We start from the raw sequence: 19822 nt of genomic DNA on the forward strand, positions 1-19822 counted from the left end.
CGGGGGCTGGGAAACGGCAGAGCTGACATTAGGACCGGTGGGTGTCACCGGTGGGTTGGCAGAAAAATCGTTGCTGCTCATACGTGCCCCCGTTCTTGCTGGCATCATTCGGTAACATTTGACCTTCGTCAACCAGAAGCACCCCAAGAACGCAGCCCGCAGCCTGAGGCTGCGCATGTTGCGCGCGGAAAACTCGGCCCCCTCACCCCTCCCGCTGCGCCACCACCACCAGCCCCGGCACCGGCTGATCCTTCTCCGTCCGCGTCGATTGCGCGGCGCAGGAGATGAGGGTGAGGCCGGCGGCGGCGAGCGTGGCGCGGACATAGTTCTCGGCATGGGCGAAGCGCAGCGTGTCGCGCAGGAGGATGCCGGCGCCGTCATGCGTCTCGACGGTGAAAGCCAGCAGCCCGCCCCGTTCCAGCACGCGGGCGCTCTCGGCGAGGATGGGGCCGAGGTCGTCGAGATAGCAGAAGGCGTCGCCGGCGAAGATCAGATCGGTATCCTCCGCCGGGCGCTCTTTCAGGAAGGCCACCATCTCGCCCGCCACCGCCCGCTCATAGACGCCGCGCCGCCGGGCCAGTGCGATCATGTTGGGCGAGAGATCGACGCCCTCCAGCGCCCCGACATGATCGGCGAGGCGCGCCGCCACCAGCCCGGTGCCGCAGCCCAGATCCAGCCCGCGCCCGAAGGCATAGGGGCGGGCGAGCGCGGCGCAGGCGTCGGACAGGGCCGCGTGGATAAGCTCCGGCCCGCGATAGCCGAGCCGGGCGAGCGCCGCGTCGAAGCGATCGGCATATTGATCGAACAGGGTCCGCACATAGGCTTCGCTCATGCCGAAGCTTGTGCTGGCGGCGCCGCCCGCTTCCGGCAGCGTGCCGCCGAGGCGCACAACGTGCAGGCCGGCGCCCAGCGTGTCGGCCGGATCGAGATCGAGCACCCTCTCATAGGCGGCGCGGGCGGTCTCCCCCTCGCCCAGCGCCTCGCGGGCCTGCCCGAGCAGGAACCAGCCGGGGGCGTAATCGGCCGTGCGTGCCACCGCCTCGTCGAGCAGCGCGGCGGCATCGGCCGCGTTGCCCTCCGCCATCAGGGCGCGCGCCCAGTCCATCCGGCGGTCCACGGTCGGGTTACCGGACGAGAGGATCAGCCGGGCGGGGCTCATGAGAGGTTCTTTCAGGGGGCTCGCGGAAAGTCGCGGCGCCGCCCTATATATCGTGGACGATGCGCCCGGAAGAGCTTCTCCACTCCACGCCCCAAGGCCTTTATTCGCCGGCCGGCGATTTCTTCATCGACCCGACGCGCCCCGTGCCGCGGGCGCTCATCACCCATGGCCATTCCGACCATGCCCGCGCCGGCCACGGCGCCGTGCTGGCGACGCGGCAGACGCTCGACATCATGGCGATCCGCTATGGCGCGGCCTTCGCCGGCACGACGCAGGCGAGCGCCTATGGCGAGAGCGTCAGCGTGAACGGTGTGGCCGTCACCTTTCACCCCGCCGGGCATATTCTGGGCAGCGCGCAGATCCTGCTGGAGAAGGACGGCTGCCGCATCGTCGCCTCCGGCGATTACAAGCCGGGGGAGGACCCAACCGCCGCGCCCTTCGCGCCGGTGCGCTGTCATGTCTTCATCTCCGAGGCGACCTTCGGCCTGCCGGTATTCCGACACCCCGAGCCGGCCGACGAGATCGCCAAGCTGATGCAATCGCTCGCGCTGTTCCCGGAGCGGGCGCATCTGGTCGGCGCCTATGCGCTGGGCAAGGCGCAGCGGGTGATGGCGCTGCTGCGTGCCGCCGGTCATGAGCGGCCGATCCTGCTGCATGGGGCGATGGAAAAGCTCACCGCCTATTATCAATCCGAAGGTATCGACCTCGGCGAGGTCAGCCCCGCGCGCGGGCTCAAAGGGGCGGAACTCGCCGGCGCGGTGGTGCTGTGCCCGCCAAGTTCGCTCACCGATGTGTGGTCGCGACGCTTTCCCGATCCCGTCACCGCCTTTGCCTCCGGCTGGATGCGCATCCGCGCCCGCGCCCGTCAGAACGGCGTCGAGCTGCCGCTCATCATCTCCGACCATGCCGACTGGGACGACCTTCAGGCCTCCATCCTCGCCACCGGCTGCGAGGAACTCTGGGTCACCCATGGCCAGGAGGATGCGCTGGTGCATTGGGCTGGGCTCGCCGGGCTGCGCGCCCGCCCGCTGCACATGGTCGGCTATGGGGAAGAGGAGGCGGAAAACGCCGCCGCCGAGGCCACCGCGATCGCGGAGGAGACAGCAGGGGAGACGTCGGCATGAACCGCTTCGCCGCGCTGCTCGACCGCCTCGCCTATGAGCCGCGCCGTAACGGCAAGATCCGGCTGATCGCCGATTATTTCCGCCACACCCCAGACCCCGAGCGCGGATGGGCGCTGGCCGCGCTCACCGAGGCTCTGTCCTTCCGCAACGCCAAGCCGGGGCTGATCCGCCAGCTCATCATGGAGCGCACCGACCCGGTGCTGTTCGCGCTGTCCTATGACTATGTCGGCGACCTCTCCGAGACCGTCGCGCTGATGTGGCCGGCGCCGCCGCGGGGGGAGGGCCCCTCACCCCACCCTCTCCCCCACGGGGAGAGGGCTTTGGAAGCGACCGACCGAGCCCCCTCTCCCCCTCGGGGAGAGGGTTGGGGTGAGGGGGAGCCCGCCTCCCCCACCTCCGACGTCCCCCTGTCCGCCATCGTCCACGCCTTCACCCATATGGGCCGGGCGGAAATGCCCGCTGTGCTGGCAAGCCTGCTCGACCGGCTGGACGAGACCGGGCGCTGGGCGCTGTTGAAGCTCATCACCGGCGGGCTGCGCATCGGCGTGTCGGCGCGCCTTGCCAAGACGGCGGTGGCGGCGCTGGGCGCGCGCACGCCGGATGAGATCGAGCTGGTCTGGCCCGGCCTCGCCCCGCCCTATGAGGCGCTGTTCGCCTGGGCCGAGGGGCATGGCGAGAAGCCCGAGACCGAAGACCCGGCCCCGTTCCGCCCGGTGATGCTCTCCCACCCGATCGAAGATGCCGATTTCGCGACGCTCGACCCCGCCGATTTCCGCGCCGAGTGGAAATGGGACGGCATCCGCGTGCAGGCGGTGCGGGCCGCCGGGCCGGATGGCCGGCACGTCACCCGGCTCTACAGCCGCACCGGTGAGGACATTTCCGGCGCCTTCCCCGATCTTGCCGAGGCTCTCGCCTTTGACGGCGCGGTGGACGGCGAATTGCTGATTCTGCGCGAGGGGCGCGTGCAATCCTTCAACGTGCTGCAGCAGCGGCTGAACCGGAAAGTGGTCTCAGCCAAGCTGATCGCCGAGTTCCCCGCCCATATCCGCGCCTATGATCTGCTGGTCGAGGTCGGCGAGGATCTGCGCGACCTGCCCTTTGACGCGCGCCGCGCCCGGCTCGCCGCACTCATCGCCGCGCATCCCACCGAAGGGCGGCTCGACCTCTCCCCGCTCGTGCCATTCGCCACATGGGACGAGCTGGCGAGCGCCCGCGCCGACCCGGCCGCGCATGGCGCGGGGGAGGATGCGGAAGCGGTGGAGGGCGTGATGCTGAAGCGCGCCGACACGCCCTATCTGCCCGGTCGCCCCAAGGGCCCATGGTGGAAATGGAAGCGCGACCCGCACAGCGTCGATGCCGTGCTGATGTACGCCCAGCGCGGCCACGGCAAGCGCTCCTCCTATTATTCCGACTACACGTTCGGCGTCTGGACCGGCGAGCGTTCCGGCGAGGGCGAACTGGTGCCGGTCGGCAAGGCCTATTTCGGCTTCACCGATGCCGAGCTGATCGAGATCGACCGCTTCGTGCGCCGCCACACGGTGAACCGCTTCGGCCCGGTGCGCGAGGTGGTGCACACGCCAACCGAAGGGCTGGTGCTGGAAGTCGCCTTTGAGGGGCTGGCGCGCTCGACCCGCCACCGCTCGGGCCTCGCCATGCGCTTTCCCCGCATCGCCCGCCTGCGCTGGGACAAGCCGCCGGGAGAGGCCGACCGGCTGGAGACGCTGGAAGCGATGATTGAGGGCGGCCTCAGGCGCGCAGCAACCGTTTGAGAGCCGCGAGCGGTCCCGACCCCGCCGATGGCCGGCGCGGCGGCTTGATGATGAGTCCCTGCCCCGTCGGCAGGGACAGGACGCCAACGCCGAATTTCTTGACGCACGCATCCATGCCCAGCTTTTGCTGTCGGTATCCGACATAGGCGTAGTCGTCGAGCAGCACGACGGCACCGTCCGACAGCCGGTCCCAGAGATATTCCAGCGCCGCGACCTCCGGCGGCATGCAGTTCATGTCGATGCTCAGAAAGGCGATCTGCCGCGCCTTGATCTGGTCGAGCGTCTCCGGCACGGCGCCGACGATGATCTTGTGGTTCTTCCATTCCGCGAAGTTCGCGATCGCCGCCTCGGCGGAGGTCAGGTAGAAGCCGCTCTCAATAGTTTTCTTGTTCTTGTCCAATATGCCTTCCGCCCGCTCCTCGTCGGAAATATAGCGCGGGTCGATGCCATTAAACGTATCGAGCAGGTAGAAGGTCCTCCCGGTACGGTCCCAGTCCAGCAACTCCATGATGGCCGAACTGAGAAACCCCTTATTGACGCCGCACTCGACGAAGTCTCCCGGCAGCTTGCTGGCCGTATGGGCGGCCCACAGACCTACATGAACGCGCCAATGCCACCGGTAATCGGTTTCTGCCGCTTTGACGCCGCGCGCATAAGCGCGCCGGAACGCCGGATCGTTCATAAATTCATGATTGTGCCGCGTCGTCAGGGCGTCCTGATCGTACAGGTCGAGCGGCGAGACTTCCGCTGGCTCGTCGGAAATGGGAGGAGCAGACATCGGAGGCGCCTCTTCGATCGGACAAGGAACGGGTTCTGCAATCACTTGAAAAATCGGGGCGTCACCGGGCCGGGCGACCGACCAGGCGAGGCCCGACGGATAGTCGACGACCTCCAACTGGATAGACGTGGCTCCCGCTTCCGCGAGAAGGGTCCAGATGTCCGCGCCGAACTCGCTATGGACGATATAGTCCTCCGGCTGCGTGTCCGGCGAGCCGTGATAGCTGGGCGGCAGGCCATCGCGCCGGCGGGTCAGGCGGCCGACGATCACGGGGGCGGTGAAGCACATCCGGCCACCGGGCTTTAGCACGCGCAGGCATTCGCGCAGCGCCGCCGCCGGATCGGGGATGTGCTCAAGCGTGTCGGAGTGGAACACCAGATCGAAGGTGCCGTCGGCAATCGACAGGTTCTGCATGTCGAAATCGGGAAAATCGGCCCGCTGGTAGCCCGGCAGCCCGGCAAAGCTCTCCGACACGCCCGCACAGCCATTCATGTCCGCCACGCGCAGGTCGCGCCACCGCTCCCCGGCGAGCACGCTCCGCAACGGCGCGGTTTCACCCATCCAGGCGAGGATCGCCCGTGCCAGCGCCATGCCGCGGATCTGGGTACCGCAGTCGCGGCATTTGGTGCCCTGCTGGTGGTTCACATAGCCGACTTCGTGAGGCGAAAGCTCCCAGGCCGCGACCAGTTCGGGCCAGAGCACGTCAGCCTTGGTGACATCGGAGCCGCCACAGACAGAGCATGAAATCAACATGGAAACTCTCGATAGCCGACGGAATCGCTACATAACAAAATACCAACTTACCCTTAGGAAGCGAAGCGGCACCAGCCTGCTTTCGCGCCGCCAGAAGGCGGCGACGTACGCCCGCGCTCCCCGCCGGCCCCCCGGCGTGCTAGGGAAGCGGATATCGACTGCCGAAGGAGCGTGAATCATGGCCGATAATCAGCTCACCCGCTGGATGGGCGGCTCGCCCGCTTGGGTGCTTATCCGGCTGCTGCTGCTCTCGCTGGTGGTGGGCGTGATCCTGTCCGCCCTCGGGCTCGACCCGATGAACATCTTTGCCAGCCTGGAAAGCCTTGTCCGCCATCTGTTCTCCTTCAGCTTCGAGGCGGTGGAGCGGCTGTGGCGCTATTTCGTGCTCGGCGCGGTGATCGTCATTCCGCTCTGGATCATCATGCGCCTCGCCAGCCGCGGGCGCTGAGCCGCCCGGCTTGACGGCCCGCCGCTGTGGCGGGAGGCTCCCCCTCCCCGGACATCAGAAGCCGGGGTGAGGGAGCAATGCATGATCACGCCAAGAGGGCCGGCCCTGTGGGCCGCTGCCGCGCTGTACCTTTTCACGATCTCCCCGCTCGCGGCGGACGGGTCGGGAGACCCGGCGGCGGCGAGTTCGTCCGACGGGGAATATAGCGACAAGGCCGGCAACCCGACCTTCAAGATCGACCAGGACGGCACGGTCGACTGGTACACATCGGTCGGCTACATCCGCTACACCGCCAATTGCATGCAGTGCCACGGGCCGGACGGGCTCGGCTCGACCTTCGCGCCCTCGCTGGTCGATGCGTTGCAGACGCTCGACTATGCGGGCTTCATGGACACGGTGACCAACGGCAAGAAGAATGTCAGCGCCAGCCAGGATCTGGTGATGCCGGCCTTCGGTAACAACCCGAACGTCATGTGCTTCATCGACGCCATCTTCGTCTATCTGCGCGCCCGCTCGGATGGCGCGCTGGGCCGGGGCCAGCCACAAAAGAACGCCCCGCGCCCCGAAGGCTACAGCGCCACCGAGAATGCCTGCATGGGGTAGCGCGTTGAGCCTCGCCAACCTCAGCCGGGGAACGGCTCGCGCGCCAGCGCGGCGGCGTTGCGGCCGGTGAGCGCGGCGAGCGTGGTCTTGTCGCGGGAAAGCCGCGTGACCAGCCCCGCCTTGATCCGCTCGGCCAGCCCCAGCCCCTCATAGACCAGGCTCGAATAGAGCTGGATCAGGCTCGCCCCGGCCTCGATCTTGGCGAGCGCGGTCTGCGGGCTGTCGATGCCGCCGACGCCGATCAGCGGGAAGCCGCCGTCGACGCGCAGGAAGGTTTCCGCCAGCATGCGGGTGGAGAGCGCAAAGAGCGGGCGCCCGGACAGGCCGCCGGTCTCGCTTTTCGCGGCCGCGCGCAGCGTGAGCGGGCGGGAAATCGTGGTGTTGGAGACGATCAGCCCGTCAATGCGCCGGCGCCTGGCCACTTCGACCACACCGTCGAGATGGGGCAGCGCGAGATCAGGCGCGATCTTCAGCAGCAGCGGGATGCCGGGCGCCGCCTCGTCGCGCGCGGCGATGACCCGGGCGAGCAGATCGTCGAGCGCGCTCTCCTCCTGTAGATCGCGCAGGCCCGGCGTGTTGGGAGAAGAGACGTTCGCGGTGAAATAGCTGGCGAGGCCGGCAAAGGCGCGGATGCCGGCGACATAATCGGCGGCGCGGTCGGTGCTGTCCTTGTTGGACCCGACATTGACGCCGACCAGACCTGGCCGGCCACGCCGCGCGGTGAGCCGGGCTTTGGCCGGACCATGGCCGCCGCTGTTGAAGCCGTAGCGGTTGATCACCGCGCGGTCCTCGACCAGGCGGAAATTGCGCGGGCGCGGATTGCCGGGCTGCGGGCGCGGCGTGATGGTGCCCACCTCGACGAAACCGAAGCCAGCGCCGAGCAGGGCGTCCGGCACCTCGGCCTCCTTGTCGAAGCCGGCGGCAAGACCCACCGGGTTCGGGAAGCGCAGGCCGAAGGCGTCCACCGCGAGGCGCGGATCATCCGCCGGAGCGGGAGCGGCCGGCAGACGGGACAGCGCGCCGATGGCGAGGCCATGGGCGGTCTCGGGGTCGAGCAGCCGGGCGAAGGGAAGCGCGAGATCGAGCAGAGCGCGCATGATTCAGCCCTCGAAGGCGGGAAAGAGATGGCGCCCATGGTCGCCGAGCGGCAGGTCGCGCACCCAGGCGACGGCCGCGAGGTCCAGCGGCGCATAAAGATGCGGGAACAGGTCGCCGCCGCGCGAGGCCTCGAAGCGCAGCGCCTCGACCGGCAGATGTTCGGTGCGCACCGCCACCAGCAGGAGATCATCCTGCCCGGCGAAGTGGCGGGCGGCGGTCTCGGCGACCTGCGCGCTGGTCGAGAAATGGATGAAGCCGTCGGCGAGGTCCACCGGCGCGCCATCAAAGCGCCCGGCTTCCTGCGCCTGCTGCCACAGCGCGCGCGGCACGATCTTGTAGATCAGAGTGGGGTGCGGGCTCACGGGCTTCCCATCATGTTGCGGCGGCGCGCCCGCTCTAGCCGCGCCGGGCCACGCTGGCAACGCCCGCGCGCGCAAGGCGGCTGGACTTTGGCGACAATAGGGTATAATTCCTATTTACCTGATAAAAATCCGGCGGCTCCGACCATGCTAACCCATGCCCAGATCTGGCGCGCCGTCGACCGGCTGGCCGAGCGCCAGGGCCTCAGCGCCTCGGCGCTGGCCAAGCGGGCGGGGCTCGACGCCACCACTTTCAACCGCTCCAAGCGCACCACGGCGGACGGGCATCTGCGCTGGCCCTCCACCGAGAGCATCGCCAAGATCCTCGCGGCCACCGCGACCAGCCTCGACGATTTCATGGGGCTGATCGAGGGCGGCGCGACGGGGCGGCGCGCGATCCCGCTGATCGGCTTCGCGCAGGCGGGCGCCGGCGGCTTTTTCGACGATGCCGGTTTTCCGGTCGGCGGCGCCTGGGACGAGATCGCCTTTCCCAATGTCGCCGACGAGCATGCCTATGCGCTGGAGATCGCCGGCGATTCCATGCTGCCGCTCTACCGCGACGGCGATGTCGTGGTGGTCTCGCCAGCGGCGCCCGTGCGCCGGGGCGACCGGGTGATCGTCAAGACGCGCGAGGGCGAGGTGCTGGCCAAGGAGCTGAAGCGCCGCACCGCGCGCACGCTGGAACTGCGCTCGCTCAACCCGGAGCATCCCGACCGCAGCTTCACGGAAGGCGAGATCGCCTGGGTCGCCCGCGTGCTGTGGGCGAGCCAGTAGCGACCAAAGCTCACCTACGAAAACGGCCCCTTGCGGGGCCGCTTCCCTTGCCAAGGACCGAGCCGATCAGCGGCAGGGCACGCTCACCGTGCGGCCATACGAGTCGCGGGTATAGCAGTCGCCCGGAGAGGTCGCCGCGCCGATAACCGCGCCGGTGCCCGCGCCGATGGCGCCACCGATCGCCGCACCCGTGCCGCCGCCGGCGATGCCGCCGATAATGGCGCCCGTGCCGCCGCCGATGAGTGCGCCACCCGCCGTGCGACGCTCGGTGGTGGTGCAGGCCGCGGCGCTGAGCGCGACGGCGCAGATGGCAATGATCTTGAGCATGTTCTTCCTCTCCAGACTGGGCCCTGTCTTGTCCGGCCGCGCATATGCGACCGCCGAAGTCCGCCGATTAAACGCACAAGGAGGGACTAGGTTCCTCCGTACCCCTACGTATAAGATCGGGCCTTACCTACGGAAATGATGCGGATTATCATAATATATACATAGTTTTCACGGTAATACGTGACGCATCGTGCCCGCCAGCGCAGGAGAGACGCATGACCATCCGCCTTGGGGACGTGGTTCCCGATTTCGAAGCCGAGACCACCGAAGGCCCGATCCGCTTCCACGACTGGCTGGGGGATTCCTGGGGCGTGCTGTTCTCCCACCCGAAGAACTTCACCCCGGTCTGCACCACCGAGCTTGGCCAGGTGGCCCGGCTGAAGCCGGAATTCGACCGCCGCAATGTCAAGGTGATCGGCCTCTCGGTCGACCCGCTCGACGCCCACGCCAAATGGGCCGACGACATCGCCGAGACGCAGGGCTATGCGCCGAACTTCCCGCTGATCGCCGACCCGGACCGCACGGTGTCCGGGCTCTATGACATGATCCACCCCAACGCCTCCGACACGATGACGGTGCGCTCGGTGTTCGTCGTCGGCCCCGACAAGAAGCTGAAGCTCTCCCTCACCTATCCGGCGAGCGCGGGCCGCAACTTCGACGAGATCCTGCGGGTGATCGATTCGCTCCAGCTCACCGCCCAGCACGCCGTCGCCACCCCGGCCAACTGGAAGGATGGCGAGGACGTGATCATCGTCCCCTCGGTCAGCGACGAGGCGGCCAAGGAGAAGTTTCCTGGCGGCTGGAAGACGCTGAAGCCCTATCTGCGCATGGTGCCCCAGCCGGGCAAGTAGGCGGGCGCTCGCGTGGGGCGGCAGCGGTTTGTCACCGCCCGCCCCTCAGTCCAGATTCTTGCAGTATTCGATGAAGCCCGGCCGATCGGCCAGCGTGTTGTAGAGCCGCTGCGCGGTGGTGTTGGTCTCGTGGGTCAGCCAGTACACCCTGGCGCAGCCGCGCCGGGCCGCCTCGGCATAGACATGCTCGATCAGCGCCCGGCCGGCGCCCTTGCCGCGCGCGGCATCGGTGACGAACAGATCGTTCAGATAGCAATAATCCTGCACGCTCCAGGTCGAGCGGTGGGACAGCGCGTGAACGAGGCCGAGCGGCGTCTCGCCCGCAAAAGCCAGCGCCCCCCACATCGGCTCCGCCGGATCGGTCAGGCGGGCGAAGGTGGTGCGGCTGGTCGCCTCTGGCAGGCTGGCCTCGTAGAAGGTCAGATAGCCCTGCCAGAGCGGCGCCCACACGGCGTAGTCCTCCGCCGCCAGCGGCCGGATGGTGATGCCTGCGTCGCTCATGCGAGTACCCTGCCCTTTTCCAACGCCGCGCCGCGCAGAAATTCCCCGGAGGGCATGGCGCGGCTGCCGGCCTTCTGAACCTCGGTGAGGCGCACCGCGCCCTCACCGCAAGCAATGGTCAGATCATCGGCCAGCACCGTGCCCGGCGCGCCGGAACCCGTCGCCAGCGTCGAGCGCAGCACCTTCACCCGCGCGCCCTCAAGCTCGAACCACGCGCCGGGAAAGGGCGAGAGGCCGCGAATATGATCGTGCACCGCCGTGGCCGGGCGGCTCCAGTCGATGCGGGTCTCGGCCTTGTCGATCTTGGCGGCGTAAGTCACGCCGTCTTCCGGCTGCGGCGTGAAATTCAGACCGCCGCGCTCCAGCGCCGCCAGCGCCCGGCCCATCAGATCGGCGCCGACGATCATCAGCCGGTCATGCAACTCGCCCGCCGTCATGTCCGGCCCGATGGCGACGCGCTCGACAAGGCCGACCGGACCGGTGTCGAGCCCGGCTTCCATCTTCATCACCGCAACGCCGCTCTCGGCATCGCCGGCCATAATGGCGCGCTGGATCGGGGCGGCACCGCGCCAGCGCGGCAGCAGCGAGGCGTGCAGATTGAGGCAGCCGAGCGCCGGCAGGTCGAGGATGTTCTGCGGCAGGATGCGGCCATAGGCGACCACCACGGCGACATCGGCCTCATGGGCGGCGAAGGTCTCCGCCGCCTCGGGTGTGCGCAGGCTCGCGGGAGTCAGCACGGGCACGCCGAGCTTTTCCGCCGCGCGGTGCACCGGCGAGGGCACGAGATCGAGCCCGCGGCGCCCGCCCGCCGCCGGGGCGCGGGTGTAGCAGGCGACCACCTCATGGCCGGTGCCGACGATTTCCGCGAGCGTGGAGACCGCGAAATCGGGCGTGCCCATGAAGACGATGCGCATGAGGAGCCCTTCCGGGAGGCGTTGAGGGGCGGGAGGCGCGGCGGGCTCAGGCCCCGTCGCGCTCCTTCTGCTTGGCGAGCTTGGTGAATTTGGCCGTCACCCGGTCACGCTTCAGCTTGGAGATGTGGTCGATGAACAGCACGCCGTTGAGATGGTCGATCTCGTGCTGGACGCAGGTGGCGAGCAGGCCGTCGGCGTCGATCTCGCGGGTCTCGCCGTTGAGATCCATGTAGCGCACCTTGACCTGCGCCGGGCGCTCGACATCGGCATAATATTCCGGGATCGACAGGCAGCCTTCCTGATAGACGGAAAGCTCCTGCGAGGCGCCGACGATTTCGGGATTGATCAGCACGATCGGGTTCTTCGCCTCGTCGCTGTCATCCTCGCTCTCGCGGCGACCGACATCGACGGTGACGATGCGTTCGGGAATGCCGAGCTGGATCGCGGCAAGGCCGATGCCCGGCGCGTCATACATGGTCTCGAACATGTCCTCGACGATGGCGCGCACGCGCGCATCCACGCGCGCGACGGGATCGGAGATCAGCCGGAGCCGGGAATCGGGGAGGATGACGAGCGGGCGTATCGACATGCCGTCCAGATAATCGCTGGCCGATGGCCGGTCAACGGCGCCCGCGCGGGCGCCGTACCGATGTTCACTCTCTGTTCGCGCGGCGCGGAAAATCTGCTAGAAGGCCTGATGGATCAGGTTCTCTTCCTCCTCGGCAGCCAGCCGGTGACGCTGGCGCACGCGCTGATCGCCGGCGCCGCGCTGGGCTTTCTCATGCTGCTCGCCGTGCTGCGGGCGGTGGCGCGCGCGGCACGGCACAGCGCGGAGGAGGCCGACGAGCAGGCCCGCCGGGCGGAGGACCTAGAGGCCCGGCTGATCGAGCTGGCGCGGACCCAGGCGGAGACCGTCGGGCGCGTGCAGTCCATGGCCGAGGTGCTGGCGCATCGCCAGGGCGAACTGGCCCGCGCGGTGGCCGAGCGGCTCGACGCCTCCTCGCACCGGGTGGGTGAAAGTCTCGCCCGCTCCGCCGAGGCGACGCATGAGAATCTCACCCGGCTCAATGAGCGCCTCGCGCTGGTCGATCAGGCCCGCGCCAGCCTTGGCGAACTCTCCGGCCAGGTGATGAGCCTGCGCGAGACATTGTCAAACAAGCAGGCGCGCGGCGCCTTCGGCGAGGGGCGGCTGCAGGCGATCATCGCCGACGGCCTGCCGCGCGACAGCTTCGCCTTCCAGCACACGCTGGCCAATGGACGCCGGGCCGACTGCGCGATTTTCCTGCCCGGCGACAAGCGCCCGCTGCTGGTCGACTCCAAATTCCCGCTGGAGGCCATCACCGCCTATCGCGAGGCGCCGACGCCCGAGGCCCGCAAGCAGGCCGAGACGCGGCTGAAGGGCGATGTCGGCAAGCATGTGAAGGACATTGCCGAGCGTTACCTCATCAGCGGCGAGACGCAGGACATCGCCATGATGTTCGTGCCGTCCGAGTCCGTCTATGGCGAGTTGCACGAGCATTTCGACGAATTGATCCAGCAGGCCTTCCGCGCCCGCGTCATCCTCGTCTCGCCCTCGCTGCTGATGCTGGCGGTGCAGGTGGTGCAGGCGATCTGCAAGGATGCGCGGATGCGCGAGCAGGCCGACCTCATCCGCGCCGAATGCGGCAAGCTGGTTGCCGATGTGATGCGGCTGCGCGACCGGGTGGGCAATCTGCAGAAGCATTTCGTGCAGGTGAATGACGACGTGGCGCAGGCCCTCACCTCCGCCGACAAGATCGCCCGGCGCGGCGCGCGCATCGAGCAACTGGAATTCGACGGCGAGCCGATCCCCCCCACCGACACGCTGCCCATGGGCGACGGGCTGCGCCAGATGCGCGGCGCGGCGGAGTAGGCGGGGCCCCCGACACCCCCTCGAACGTCAGGACCGTCCCCGGACTTGATCCGGGGATCAGCCCGGCCATCCATGCATTGCCGCGCATGAACCGGGCCGAAGTCATGGATCCCCGGGTCAAGCCCGGGGATGACGGCGTTCCTGTGGGACGGGACTTTTGGTGTGGGGGAGGATTGGGTATCCTCGCGCGACCATCCCCGCCCGCCGTCAGGACCGGACTTGACCCGGCCATCCACGTCTTTCCTCCCGACGCACCCGGCCGAACACGCGCCCCGCCCCCTGCCCGCTTCCTGTGCGGCATCGTGCGAACTTGAATCGGTCCAACTCGTATCTGATGTGAAAGCTGATAGTCTGATAGAAACGTTCTATCGTACGTGTCAGGAAGTATTGCGTGATCGACCGGTTCGAACTTCTGCTCGCCCTCGCCAAGGAGCGCCATTTCGGCCGCGCCGCCGAGGCCTGCGGCGTGACCCAGCCCACCCTTTCCGCCGGCCTGAAGCAGCTTGAGGAGCAGCTCGGCGTCCGTCTGGTCGAGCGCGGCTCGCGCTTCATCGGCTTCACGCCGGAGGGCGAGCGGGCGCTGGACTGGGCCCGCCGGGTCATCGGCGACGTGCGCGCCATGCGCCAGGAAATCGCCGGCATGCGCAAGGGCCTGTCCGGCCATCTGCGCATCGCCGCCATTCCCACCGCCATGCCCATGCTCTCGGAACTGACCACGCCGTTCCGCGAGAAGCACGCCGATGTGCGCTTCACGCTGATGTCGGCCAGCTCGAACGAGGTGCTGCGGCTGATCGAGAATCTCGAAGCCGATGCCGGCGTCACCTATCTCGACAATGACCCGGTCGGGCGGCTGAAGACCTTTCCGCTCTACAAGGAAGGCTACCGCTTCCTCACCTCGGTCGATTCCCCGCTCGGCGACCGGGCGCAGGTGACCTGGCAGGAAATCGGCCAGGTGCCGCTCTGCCTGCTCACCCCGGACATGCAGAACCGCCGCATCGTCGACAAGCAGCTCGCCGAGGCCGGGCACCGGGTGACGCCGATGCTGGAGGCCAATTCCACCATCGCCCTGCTCTCCCATGTGCGCACCGGCAAATGGGCGAGCGTGGTAGCCAAGACGCTGGCCGATGTGTTCGCCTTCCCGCCCAGCATCCGCTCGATCCCGATCGTCGAACCGGAGGTCTCGCACCAGATGGGCCTCGTGGTGCTGGACCGCGAGCCGATGACGCCGACCGTCACCGCTTTGGTGGCGGAAGCCCGCGCCATTGCGCCGGTGCTGGCGACCCGTATCTGACAGACCTCGCAGTGCGGGAACCTGTGCCGGCTACGCTCGTTGTCCCCGCGACGCGGCGCAGGCCGCTTTTGCAAGGCGGCCACCCGCCGCCTCATCTTCGGAGGCATCCCATGCTGGGTTGGGCACTTACCTTTCTCGTCGTCGCGCTGATCGCGGCGGTGCTGGGCTTTGGCGGCATCGCCGGCACGGCCATCGAAATCGCCAAGATCATCTTCTTCGTGGCGATCATCCTGTTTCTGGTCTCCGCCGTCATCGGCATGTTCCGGGGCCGCAGCCGGGCTCCCTGAGCCCGGCAACAGCGCGACCGCAAAAAGCCCCGGCCATGGACCGGGGCTTTTTCCTGTGCGTCGGGCATCGACCAGAGGCGCTGACACGCGCGCATCATCGCCCGCCCGCGCGGACGGCCGGCGTCATGTCGAAGAGAGCGGCGATAAGGAGAAGGTTCCGGCTCAGAGCCGGTCGCTGGCCGTCATGATGGCCTGGGTGGTCTTGTCGGGACCGAAATCCCCGGCATCTTCAATCGCCAGCAATTCGCCCAGACGCTTGCGCGCCCGGTTCACGCGGCTCTTGATGGTGCCCACCGCGCATTGGCAGATCTCGGCAGCCTCCTCATAGGAGAAGCCGGACGCGCCGACGAGCACAAGGGCTTCGCGCTGGTCGGACGGCAGCTTGTCGAGCGCGGTGCGGAAATCCTCGAAGTCCAGATGCGTGTTCTGGTCGGGATTTGTCGTCAGCGTCGCGGCGAAGGCGCCATCGGAATCGGGCACCTCGCGGCGCCGCTTGCGGTACTCGGACCGGAAGAGATTGCGCAGGATGGTGAACAGCCACGCGGGAAGGTTGGTCCCGGTGCGGAAGCTGTTGATGTTGGCGAAGGCGCGCAGCAGCGTCTCCTGCACGAGATCATCCGCGCGATCGACATTGCCGCTGAGCGAGATGGCGAACGCGCGCAGATTCGGAATGGCCGCGATGATTTCATCGCGCAGCACAGGGTCGAACTGGCTCACTTCTCGCCTCCGTCCTCGCCCGACTGAGCCTTCGTAGCCGGCTTGTCGAGTTGGGAGAGAAGATCGAGGAAACGATCAGGCACGCCCTGACGCACCACGTCATCATACATGGCGCGCAGATGCTGGCCGATCTTGGCCTGAATGTCGTTGCCGAGTGCGGTACCCGCATGTCCCGGCAGGGGAGTGCTGGTCAACGCCTCCGCGCTGCCCGCCTGTCCCCCGGACCGCTCATCATTCATCGTATGTTTTCCCGACATCGAGCCCCCGAAACGGGTAAAAGAAAAGGACGGCCCCGTCGCATGTTGCCCCTCCATAACGAGCGAGTGGCACGGCGGTTCCGGGACCATTCGAGATTTTAAGTTTATTTTGGCGGCAACCGGGAACCATGCCCTTCATATGGCGTTAATGGTTGCTTGCCTTTTCGCACTTTGGGGAGACGCGTGTGAGCACCTCGCAACTTGTCGCACAGCATCTGCCGTTCCTGCGCCGCTATGCCCGCGCGCTGAGCGGTAGCCAGTCCGCCGGCGACGCCTATGTCACGGCCCTCCTTGAAACGCTGATCGCCGACCCTTCCACGCTCGACCGCGAGGTTGAGCCGCGCGTGGCGCTGTACCGGCTGCTCACCCGGTTGTGGAATTCGGTGGCGATCAATGCCGAGATCGACCCCGCCTCGATCGAGGTTCAGGGCGAACGCCGTCTCAGCCATATAACGCCGATCGTCCGGCAGGCGTTCCTCCTCGTGTCGCTGGAAGGCTTCGGCGAGGAAGACGCCGCTTCGGTGCTCGACATCGACGTGCCGACCCTGCGCAACCTCGTGGAGGATGCCGGTCGCGAACTCGCCGCCGAGATCGCCACCGAGGTGCTCATCATCGAAGACGAGCCGTTCATCGCCCTCGATCTGGAGGGGCTGGTCGAAGGCCTCGGCCACCGCGTGAGCGGTATTGCCCGCACCCATTCCGAGGCGGTCAGCCTCGCGCGCCGCAAGCCGCCGGGCATGATCCTGGCCGACATCCAGCTCGCCGACGGCTCCTCGGGGCTCGACGCGGTGAATGAGCTGATCGAAGGGGTCGAGGTTCCGGTGATCTTCATCACCGCCTATCCCGAGCGTTTCCTCACCGGCATTCGCCCGGAGCCGGCCTTCCTCATCGCCAAGCCCTTCCAGCCGTCCACCGTCGCCGCCGTGATCAGCCAGGCTCTGTTCTTCGAGCGCAAGGCCCGTCCGCGAGAGCAGCGCGCCACGGCCTGACCCGGTAGTTAAATGTCGATCGACCTGAGCTTCATCGACAGCGCCGCGCGATGGACGACGATCGTTGCGTGCTGGGCGATGTCCGCCGGCATCTTCTATCTGATGATCCTGCGTCGCGACCTCTCCGGGCAGATGAAGCTGCTCGGCTGCCTTCTGGGCTCGCTGCTGTTGATGCTCGGCCTGCTCTCGCTGGTCGTGGCCTCGAATGTGCAGATCGCGCCCTGGATGCCGACGGCCGTGCGCACCGGCCTCGCCATCATCAACTTCATCGGCGCCATCGCCCTGTGGAGCAACCTGCGCGCCCTCGCCAACCTGCCCACCCCCGCACGGGTGGCGCAGGAGCAGCGGCGTCTGACGCTTGAACTGGCCACCGTTCTGCAACGCTACGAGATGGCGCTGCGCGGCTCCAATGTGGCGATTTTCACCCAGGACAGGGACCAGCGTTACACCTCGGTGAGCAAGCCGCTGTTCGGCCATCCCGTGGATGCCGCCGTCGGCGCGAGCGATGCCGACCTGCTGGGCGAAATGCCGGCGCAGGCGATCACGCTGCTCAAGCGCGAGGCTCTCAATGCGACGGAGCCGCGAAAGGGCGAGGTCGAGGTCGACGAGAACGGCCGCAAATGCTGGTACGACGTGCATGTCGAGCCGCTGCGCGACCTGTCGGGCCTCACTGTCGGCCTGACCGGCGCGGTGGTCGATGTGACCGACCGCAAGGAGAACGAGCAGCATCTGCGGCTCCTGATGCGCGAGCTGACGCACCGCTCGAAGAACCTGCTCGCCGTCATTCAGGCGATGGCGCGCCAGACGGCCCGCCATGCCGGCTCGATCGACGATTTCGTCGAAATCTTCAGCGCCCGTCTTCAGGCCCTGGCCCGCTCGCATGATCTGTTGGTGCAGGAAGGCTGGCACGGCGCCTCGCTGACCGACATGGTCCGCTCGCAGCTCGGCCATCATATCGACCGCGAGAACAGCCAGGTCTCGGCCGAGGGCCCGGACATCTTCCTCAAGCCCGAGGCGGCGCAGAATATTGGCCTTGCCTTGCACGAACTCTCGACCAACGCGGCCAAATATGGCGCGCTGTCGGTGCCGGGCGGGCATGTCACCATCAACTGGTCACGCCGCCTGGCCGAGGCCGGCGGTGGCTTCGAGTTGTCCTGGGCGGAAAGCGGCGGCCCGCCGGTGGAGCCGCCGCGCGGGCGTGGCTTCGGCTCGCTGGTGATCGAGCGCAATCTGGCCCGCGCGCTCGACGGCACGGTCGAGCTTGATTTCGCCCCCACCGGCTTTAGCTGCCACGTCTCCGTTCCCGAGCAGCACCTGACCGCCGGCCGCTGAACCGGCCGGCGCGACCCGACGCCCCGCACCCGCGATCAAACATTGTTGAGCCACGCCCCTCGTTGCCGGTGGACGGGAACCAGTGGGTTTGCACGACGTTAACCATGCGATCGCGGGGATGGCGGCCGTCCGGCCACCTCCCCTCCCATTTTCGACCAATATCGCTCGCGGACGAACCATCCGGCGGGGCTGCGGCCCGCGCCCGGACGGCAGGCTGTGCCTGCGTCACGCGGCTGCCGGGTGGAGAGGACCATGAACGCCTTTGCCAGTCTTGCCGGAAAAACCTCAGCCTACATGATCGGCGCCGTGTCGGGCTTCGCCATTGCCATTCCGCTCGCCGCGGTGGCGCTGGGCGCCGGCACGAGCCCCCGGATCGCCCCTGCCGGCGTTTATGGCCCGCAGACGCCGGCCCCGCAGGCCGCGACGCAGGCCCACCAGGTCAACCGCACGGCCAAGGGCGCGCGGCTCGATCTGCGGCTGCCGCAGAACCCGATGGGCAGCTCGATGATGGCCAAGAACGTGCTCCCCGCCGGCACTGCCCAGACCGCCGCCACGCACGTTGGCGCGGATGGCGCGCCGACCGCGCAGAACACGCCGGACATGCGCCCGGCCCGTGCGACACGCCCGCCCAAGGGATGCGTCTCCGCTCTCGGTCCGACCCGCTCCAGCCTCGCCACGGAAGACCTCACTATCTGCGTCGCCTCCCTCGGATAGTGCATTTTAGTCTATGCCCGCGCAGCATATTCGGGAAATTCCAGAGTGCGGGACAATTAATCGGGGAACCAGCCAACTCTTGAGACGTTTACTTTGCAAGCGGCCCACATGGTCGCGCTCACATCAAAAGTATACGCACAGGAGAAAGACGATGACCAACAAGATCGTGACGCTCACGGCCGTCGCCGCCCTGTCTCTCGCCCCGGCGGTGGCCTTTGCGCAGAGCTCGTCCCCCTCGACCACCACCCCGCCGGCCGCCAGCCCGGTCGTGCCGGATGCCGGCACCCCGCAGGCTCCCGCGTCGGAAATGCCGAACTCCCCGTCCGGCACCATGAACAACAGCGCGGCCACCACGACCGTGCCGGCCACCCCGAAATTCGTCAGCGCCCAGTCGAGCGGCCAGTGGCTCGGCTCCGACCTGATGGGCAGCGAGGTCGTGACCTCCAATGACGAGGCCCTCGGCTCGATCAGCGACGTGGTGATCGAGCGTGACGGTTCCATCGTCGCGGCGGTGATCGATGTCGGCGGCTTCCTCGGCATCGGCGCCAAGCCCGTCGCCGTCTCCTTCGAATCGCTGACCCCGACCCCGACCGATGACGGTCAGAAGATCGTGGTGGCGCTGACCAAGGAGGAGCTGAACGCGGCGCCCGAGTTCAAGTCGCTGGAAGACACCCGCAGCACGACCTCCAATACCAGCACCACCGCTCCGGCGACCACTAACTGACACGCCTGACCCGACCGTGACCGCCTCGCGCGGTTCCGCCTAGCGACGGCCGCGCGCCACGCGCCCCGTCAGGACGGACATGCCCGGCCCGCTCCCGCGGTGCCGGGCATGTCTCGTTTGGGATACCGTCTCGTTTGGGAGTGCCGATAGGACGCGGCGCAC

At 67.8% G+C, this 19822-nt stretch carries 23 protein-coding genes; 13 read left to right on the top strand and 10 right to left on the bottom strand.

Annotation, left to right across the window (positions count from 1 at the left end; translation table 11 throughout):
* Nucleotides 1–202: 202 nt before the first annotated feature.
* Nucleotides 203–1159: a methyltransferase domain-containing protein gene (locus KIP89_RS06230; RefSeq protein ID WP_213754557.1), complete on the bottom strand. Its 957-nt coding sequence runs from the start codon at nt 1157–1159 to the stop codon at nt 203–205.
* Between the two features lie 59 nt (nt 1160–1218).
* Between KIP89_RS06230 and KIP89_RS06235 the strand changes: the two genes are divergently transcribed.
* Nucleotides 1219–2283 (top strand): ligase-associated DNA damage response exonuclease, encoded by a 1065-nt coding sequence (locus KIP89_RS06235; protein WP_213754558.1) that lies wholly within the window; start codon nt 1219–1221, stop codon nt 2281–2283.
* On the top strand, nt 2280–4052 hold the full coding sequence (locus KIP89_RS06240; protein ID WP_213754559.1) for a cisplatin damage response ATP-dependent DNA ligase: 1773 nt from the start codon (nt 2280–2282) through the stop codon (nt 4050–4052). The genes KIP89_RS06235 and KIP89_RS06240 overlap by 4 nt, the downstream gene beginning before the upstream one ends.
* Here KIP89_RS06240 and KIP89_RS06245 read toward each other — a convergent pair.
* Entirely contained in the window at nt 4030–5583 is a 1554-nt protein-coding gene (locus KIP89_RS06245; protein ID WP_213754560.1) for a methyltransferase domain-containing protein, read from the bottom strand. The genes KIP89_RS06240 and KIP89_RS06245 overlap by 23 nt on opposite strands.
* 178 nt (nt 5584–5761) lie before the next feature.
* Here KIP89_RS06245 and KIP89_RS06250 point away from each other — a divergent pair, with 178 nt between their 5' ends.
* Nucleotides 5762–6031 carry a DUF6460 domain-containing protein gene (locus tag KIP89_RS06250; protein WP_213754561.1) on the top strand — a complete coding sequence of 90 codons (270 nt, stop codon included), beginning with the start codon at nt 5762–5764 and terminating at the stop codon, nt 6029–6031.
* Between the two features lie 81 nt (nt 6032–6112).
* Nucleotides 6113–6634: a c-type cytochrome, methanol metabolism-related gene (locus KIP89_RS06255; protein ID WP_213754562.1), complete on the top strand. Its 522-nt coding sequence runs from the start codon at nt 6113–6115 to the stop codon at nt 6632–6634.
* Nucleotides 6635–6654: 20 nt separating this feature from the next.
* Here the strand turns inward: KIP89_RS06255 and KIP89_RS06260 are convergent, their stop codons facing one another.
* The gene (locus KIP89_RS06260) at nt 6655–7734 is read right to left on the bottom strand and encodes a quinone-dependent dihydroorotate dehydrogenase (protein WP_369807111.1); all 1080 of its coding nucleotides are present in this window, start codon (nt 7732–7734) and stop codon (nt 6655–6657) included.
* On the bottom strand, nt 7735–8094 hold the full coding sequence (locus KIP89_RS06265; protein WP_213754564.1) for a DUF952 domain-containing protein: 360 nt from the start codon (nt 8092–8094) through the stop codon (nt 7735–7737).
* Nucleotides 8095–8238: 144 nt separating this feature from the next.
* Here KIP89_RS06265 and KIP89_RS06270 point away from each other — a divergent pair, with 144 nt between their 5' ends.
* Nucleotides 8239–8865, top strand: coding sequence for a S24 family peptidase (locus KIP89_RS06270; RefSeq protein WP_213754565.1), 627 nt, complete (start codon nt 8239–8241; stop codon nt 8863–8865).
* A gap of 66 nt (nt 8866–8931) precedes the next feature.
* Here KIP89_RS06270 and KIP89_RS06275 read toward each other — a convergent pair whose 3' ends face one another.
* Complete coding sequence (locus KIP89_RS06275) at nt 8932–9192, bottom strand: YMGG-like glycine zipper-containing protein (RefSeq protein ID WP_213754566.1); 261 nt, start codon at nt 9190–9192, stop codon at nt 8932–8934.
* A 215-nt stretch (nt 9193–9407) separates the two neighbouring features.
* On the opposite strand from KIP89_RS06275, the gene KIP89_RS06280 reads away from it, so the two are divergent.
* Nucleotides 9408–10043 carry a peroxiredoxin gene (locus tag KIP89_RS06280; protein WP_213754567.1) on the top strand — a complete coding sequence of 212 codons (636 nt, stop codon included), beginning with the start codon at nt 9408–9410 and terminating at the stop codon, nt 10041–10043.
* A gap of 45 nt (nt 10044–10088) precedes the next feature.
* Here the strand turns inward: KIP89_RS06280 and KIP89_RS06285 are convergent, their stop codons facing one another.
* The 3 genes from KIP89_RS06285 to def are packed head-to-tail and all read right to left on the bottom strand — an operon-like array spanning nt 10089 to nt 12047.
* Nucleotides 10089–10544 (bottom strand): GNAT family N-acetyltransferase, encoded by a 456-nt coding sequence (locus KIP89_RS06285; protein WP_213754568.1) that lies wholly within the window; start codon nt 10542–10544, stop codon nt 10089–10091.
* Nucleotides 10541–11458 (bottom strand): methionyl-tRNA formyltransferase, encoded by a 918-nt coding sequence (fmt, locus tag KIP89_RS06290; RefSeq protein WP_213754569.1) that lies wholly within the window; start codon nt 11456–11458, stop codon nt 10541–10543. Before fmt ends, KIP89_RS06285 begins: the two co-directional genes overlap by 4 nt.
* A 46-nt stretch (nt 11459–11504) precedes the next feature.
* A complete protein-coding gene (def, locus tag KIP89_RS06295) occupies nt 11505–12047 on the bottom strand; it encodes a peptide deformylase (protein WP_213754570.1) in 543 nt (180 codons plus the stop codon).
* 108 nt (nt 12048–12155) lie between these two features.
* Between def and KIP89_RS06300 the strand changes: the two genes are divergently transcribed.
* The 3 genes from KIP89_RS06300 (at nt 12156) to KIP89_RS06310 (ending at nt 14927) form a co-directional block, all read left to right on the top strand.
* Nucleotides 12156–13349, top strand: a complete 1194-nt coding sequence (locus KIP89_RS06300; RefSeq protein WP_213754571.1) for a DNA recombination protein RmuC — start codon at nt 12156–12158, stop codon at nt 13347–13349.
* Nucleotides 13350–13740: 391 nt separating this feature from the next.
* On the top strand, nt 13741–14640 hold the full coding sequence (locus tag KIP89_RS06305) for a LysR family transcriptional regulator (RefSeq protein WP_213754572.1): 900 nt from the start codon (nt 13741–13743) through the stop codon (nt 14638–14640).
* A 110-nt stretch (nt 14641–14750) separates the two neighbouring features.
* Nucleotides 14751–14927 carry a DUF1328 domain-containing protein gene (locus KIP89_RS06310; RefSeq protein WP_213754573.1) on the top strand — a complete coding sequence of 59 codons (177 nt, stop codon included), beginning with the start codon at nt 14751–14753 and terminating at the stop codon, nt 14925–14927.
* Between the two features lie 162 nt (nt 14928–15089).
* Here the strand turns inward: KIP89_RS06310 and KIP89_RS06315 are convergent, their stop codons facing one another.
* Together KIP89_RS06315 and KIP89_RS06320 are read right to left on the bottom strand one after the other, a co-directional pair.
* Nucleotides 15090–15644 carry a sigma-70 family RNA polymerase sigma factor gene (locus tag KIP89_RS06315; RefSeq protein ID WP_369807059.1) on the bottom strand — a complete coding sequence of 185 codons (555 nt, stop codon included), beginning with the start codon at nt 15642–15644 and terminating at the stop codon, nt 15090–15092.
* Nucleotides 15641–15883, bottom strand: a complete 243-nt coding sequence (locus KIP89_RS06320) for a NepR family anti-sigma factor (protein ID WP_213754574.1) — start codon at nt 15881–15883, stop codon at nt 15641–15643. Before KIP89_RS06320 ends, KIP89_RS06315 begins: the two co-directional genes overlap by 4 nt.
* Before the next feature lie 203 nt (nt 15884–16086).
* Here KIP89_RS06320 and KIP89_RS06325 point away from each other — a divergent pair, with 203 nt between their 5' ends.
* The 4 genes from KIP89_RS06325 (at nt 16087) to KIP89_RS06340 (ending at nt 19660) form a co-directional block, all read left to right on the top strand.
* Nucleotides 16087–16890, top strand: coding sequence for a response regulator (locus KIP89_RS06325; protein WP_213754575.1), 804 nt, complete (start codon nt 16087–16089; stop codon nt 16888–16890).
* Nucleotides 16891–16902: 12 nt separating this feature from the next.
* The gene (locus KIP89_RS06330; RefSeq protein ID WP_213754576.1) at nt 16903–18222 is read left to right on the top strand and encodes a sensor histidine kinase; all 1320 of its coding nucleotides are present in this window, start codon (nt 16903–16905) and stop codon (nt 18220–18222) included.
* Nucleotides 18223–18474: 252 nt separating this feature from the next.
* A complete protein-coding gene (locus tag KIP89_RS06335) occupies nt 18475–18936 on the top strand; it encodes a hypothetical protein (RefSeq protein WP_213754577.1) in 462 nt (153 codons plus the stop codon).
* A gap of 151 nt (nt 18937–19087) precedes the next feature.
* The gene (locus tag KIP89_RS06340; protein ID WP_213754578.1) at nt 19088–19660 is read left to right on the top strand and encodes a PRC-barrel domain-containing protein; all 573 of its coding nucleotides are present in this window, start codon (nt 19088–19090) and stop codon (nt 19658–19660) included.
* The last annotated feature ends 162 nt before the right edge of the window (nt 19661–19822 follow it).

Source organism: Ancylobacter radicis (assembly GCF_018449475.1).
Classification (GTDB): Bacteria; Pseudomonadota; Alphaproteobacteria; order Rhizobiales; family Xanthobacteraceae; genus Ancylobacter; species Ancylobacter radicis.

Excerpts from the sequence above, each read along its gene's own strand:
- KIP89_RS06285 (WP_213754568.1), bottom strand. The coding sequence starts at position 10,544 with ATGAGCGACGCAGGCATCACCATCCGGCCGCTGGCGGCGGAGGACTAC.
- KIP89_RS06255 (WP_213754562.1), top strand. The coding sequence starts at position 6,113 with ATGATCACGCCAAGAGGGCCGGCCCTGTGGGCCGCTGCCGCGCTGTAC.
- KIP89_RS06300 (WP_213754571.1), top strand. The coding sequence starts at position 12,156 with ATGGATCAGGTTCTCTTCCTCCTCGGCAGCCAGCCGGTGACGCTGGCG.
- KIP89_RS06270 (WP_213754565.1), top strand. The coding sequence starts at position 8,239 with ATGCTAACCCATGCCCAGATCTGGCGCGCCGTCGACCGGCTGGCCGAG.
- KIP89_RS06235 (WP_213754558.1), top strand. The coding sequence starts at position 1,219 with ATGCGCCCGGAAGAGCTTCTCCACTCCACGCCCCAAGGCCTTTATTCG.
- KIP89_RS06335 (WP_213754577.1), top strand. The coding sequence starts at position 18,475 with ATGAACGCCTTTGCCAGTCTTGCCGGAAAAACCTCAGCCTACATGATC.
- KIP89_RS06340 (WP_213754578.1), top strand. The coding sequence starts at position 19,088 with ATGACCAACAAGATCGTGACGCTCACGGCCGTCGCCGCCCTGTCTCTC.
- KIP89_RS06310 (WP_213754573.1), top strand. The coding sequence starts at position 14,751 with ATGCTGGGTTGGGCACTTACCTTTCTCGTCGTCGCGCTGATCGCGGCG.
- KIP89_RS06250 (WP_213754561.1), top strand. The coding sequence starts at position 5,762 with ATGGCCGATAATCAGCTCACCCGCTGGATGGGCGGCTCGCCCGCTTGG.
- fmt (WP_213754569.1), bottom strand. The coding sequence starts at position 11,458 with ATGCGCATCGTCTTCATGGGCACGCCCGATTTCGCGGTCTCCACGCTC.
- KIP89_RS06280 (WP_213754567.1), top strand. The coding sequence starts at position 9,408 with ATGACCATCCGCCTTGGGGACGTGGTTCCCGATTTCGAAGCCGAGACC.
- KIP89_RS06320 (WP_213754574.1), bottom strand. The coding sequence starts at position 15,883 with ATGAATGATGAGCGGTCCGGGGGACAGGCGGGCAGCGCGGAGGCGTTG.
- KIP89_RS06275 (WP_213754566.1), bottom strand. The coding sequence starts at position 9,192 with ATGCTCAAGATCATTGCCATCTGCGCCGTCGCGCTCAGCGCCGCGGCC.
- KIP89_RS06240 (WP_213754559.1), top strand. The coding sequence starts at position 2,280 with ATGAACCGCTTCGCCGCGCTGCTCGACCGCCTCGCCTATGAGCCGCGC.
- KIP89_RS06330 (WP_213754576.1), top strand. The coding sequence starts at position 16,903 with ATGTCGATCGACCTGAGCTTCATCGACAGCGCCGCGCGATGGACGACG.
- KIP89_RS06245 (WP_213754560.1), bottom strand. The coding sequence starts at position 5,583 with ATGTTGATTTCATGCTCTGTCTGTGGCGGCTCCGATGTCACCAAGGCT.
- def (WP_213754570.1), bottom strand. The coding sequence starts at position 12,047 with ATGTCGATACGCCCGCTCGTCATCCTCCCCGATTCCCGGCTCCGGCTG.
- KIP89_RS06230 (WP_213754557.1), bottom strand. The coding sequence starts at position 1,159 with ATGAGCCCCGCCCGGCTGATCCTCTCGTCCGGTAACCCGACCGTGGAC.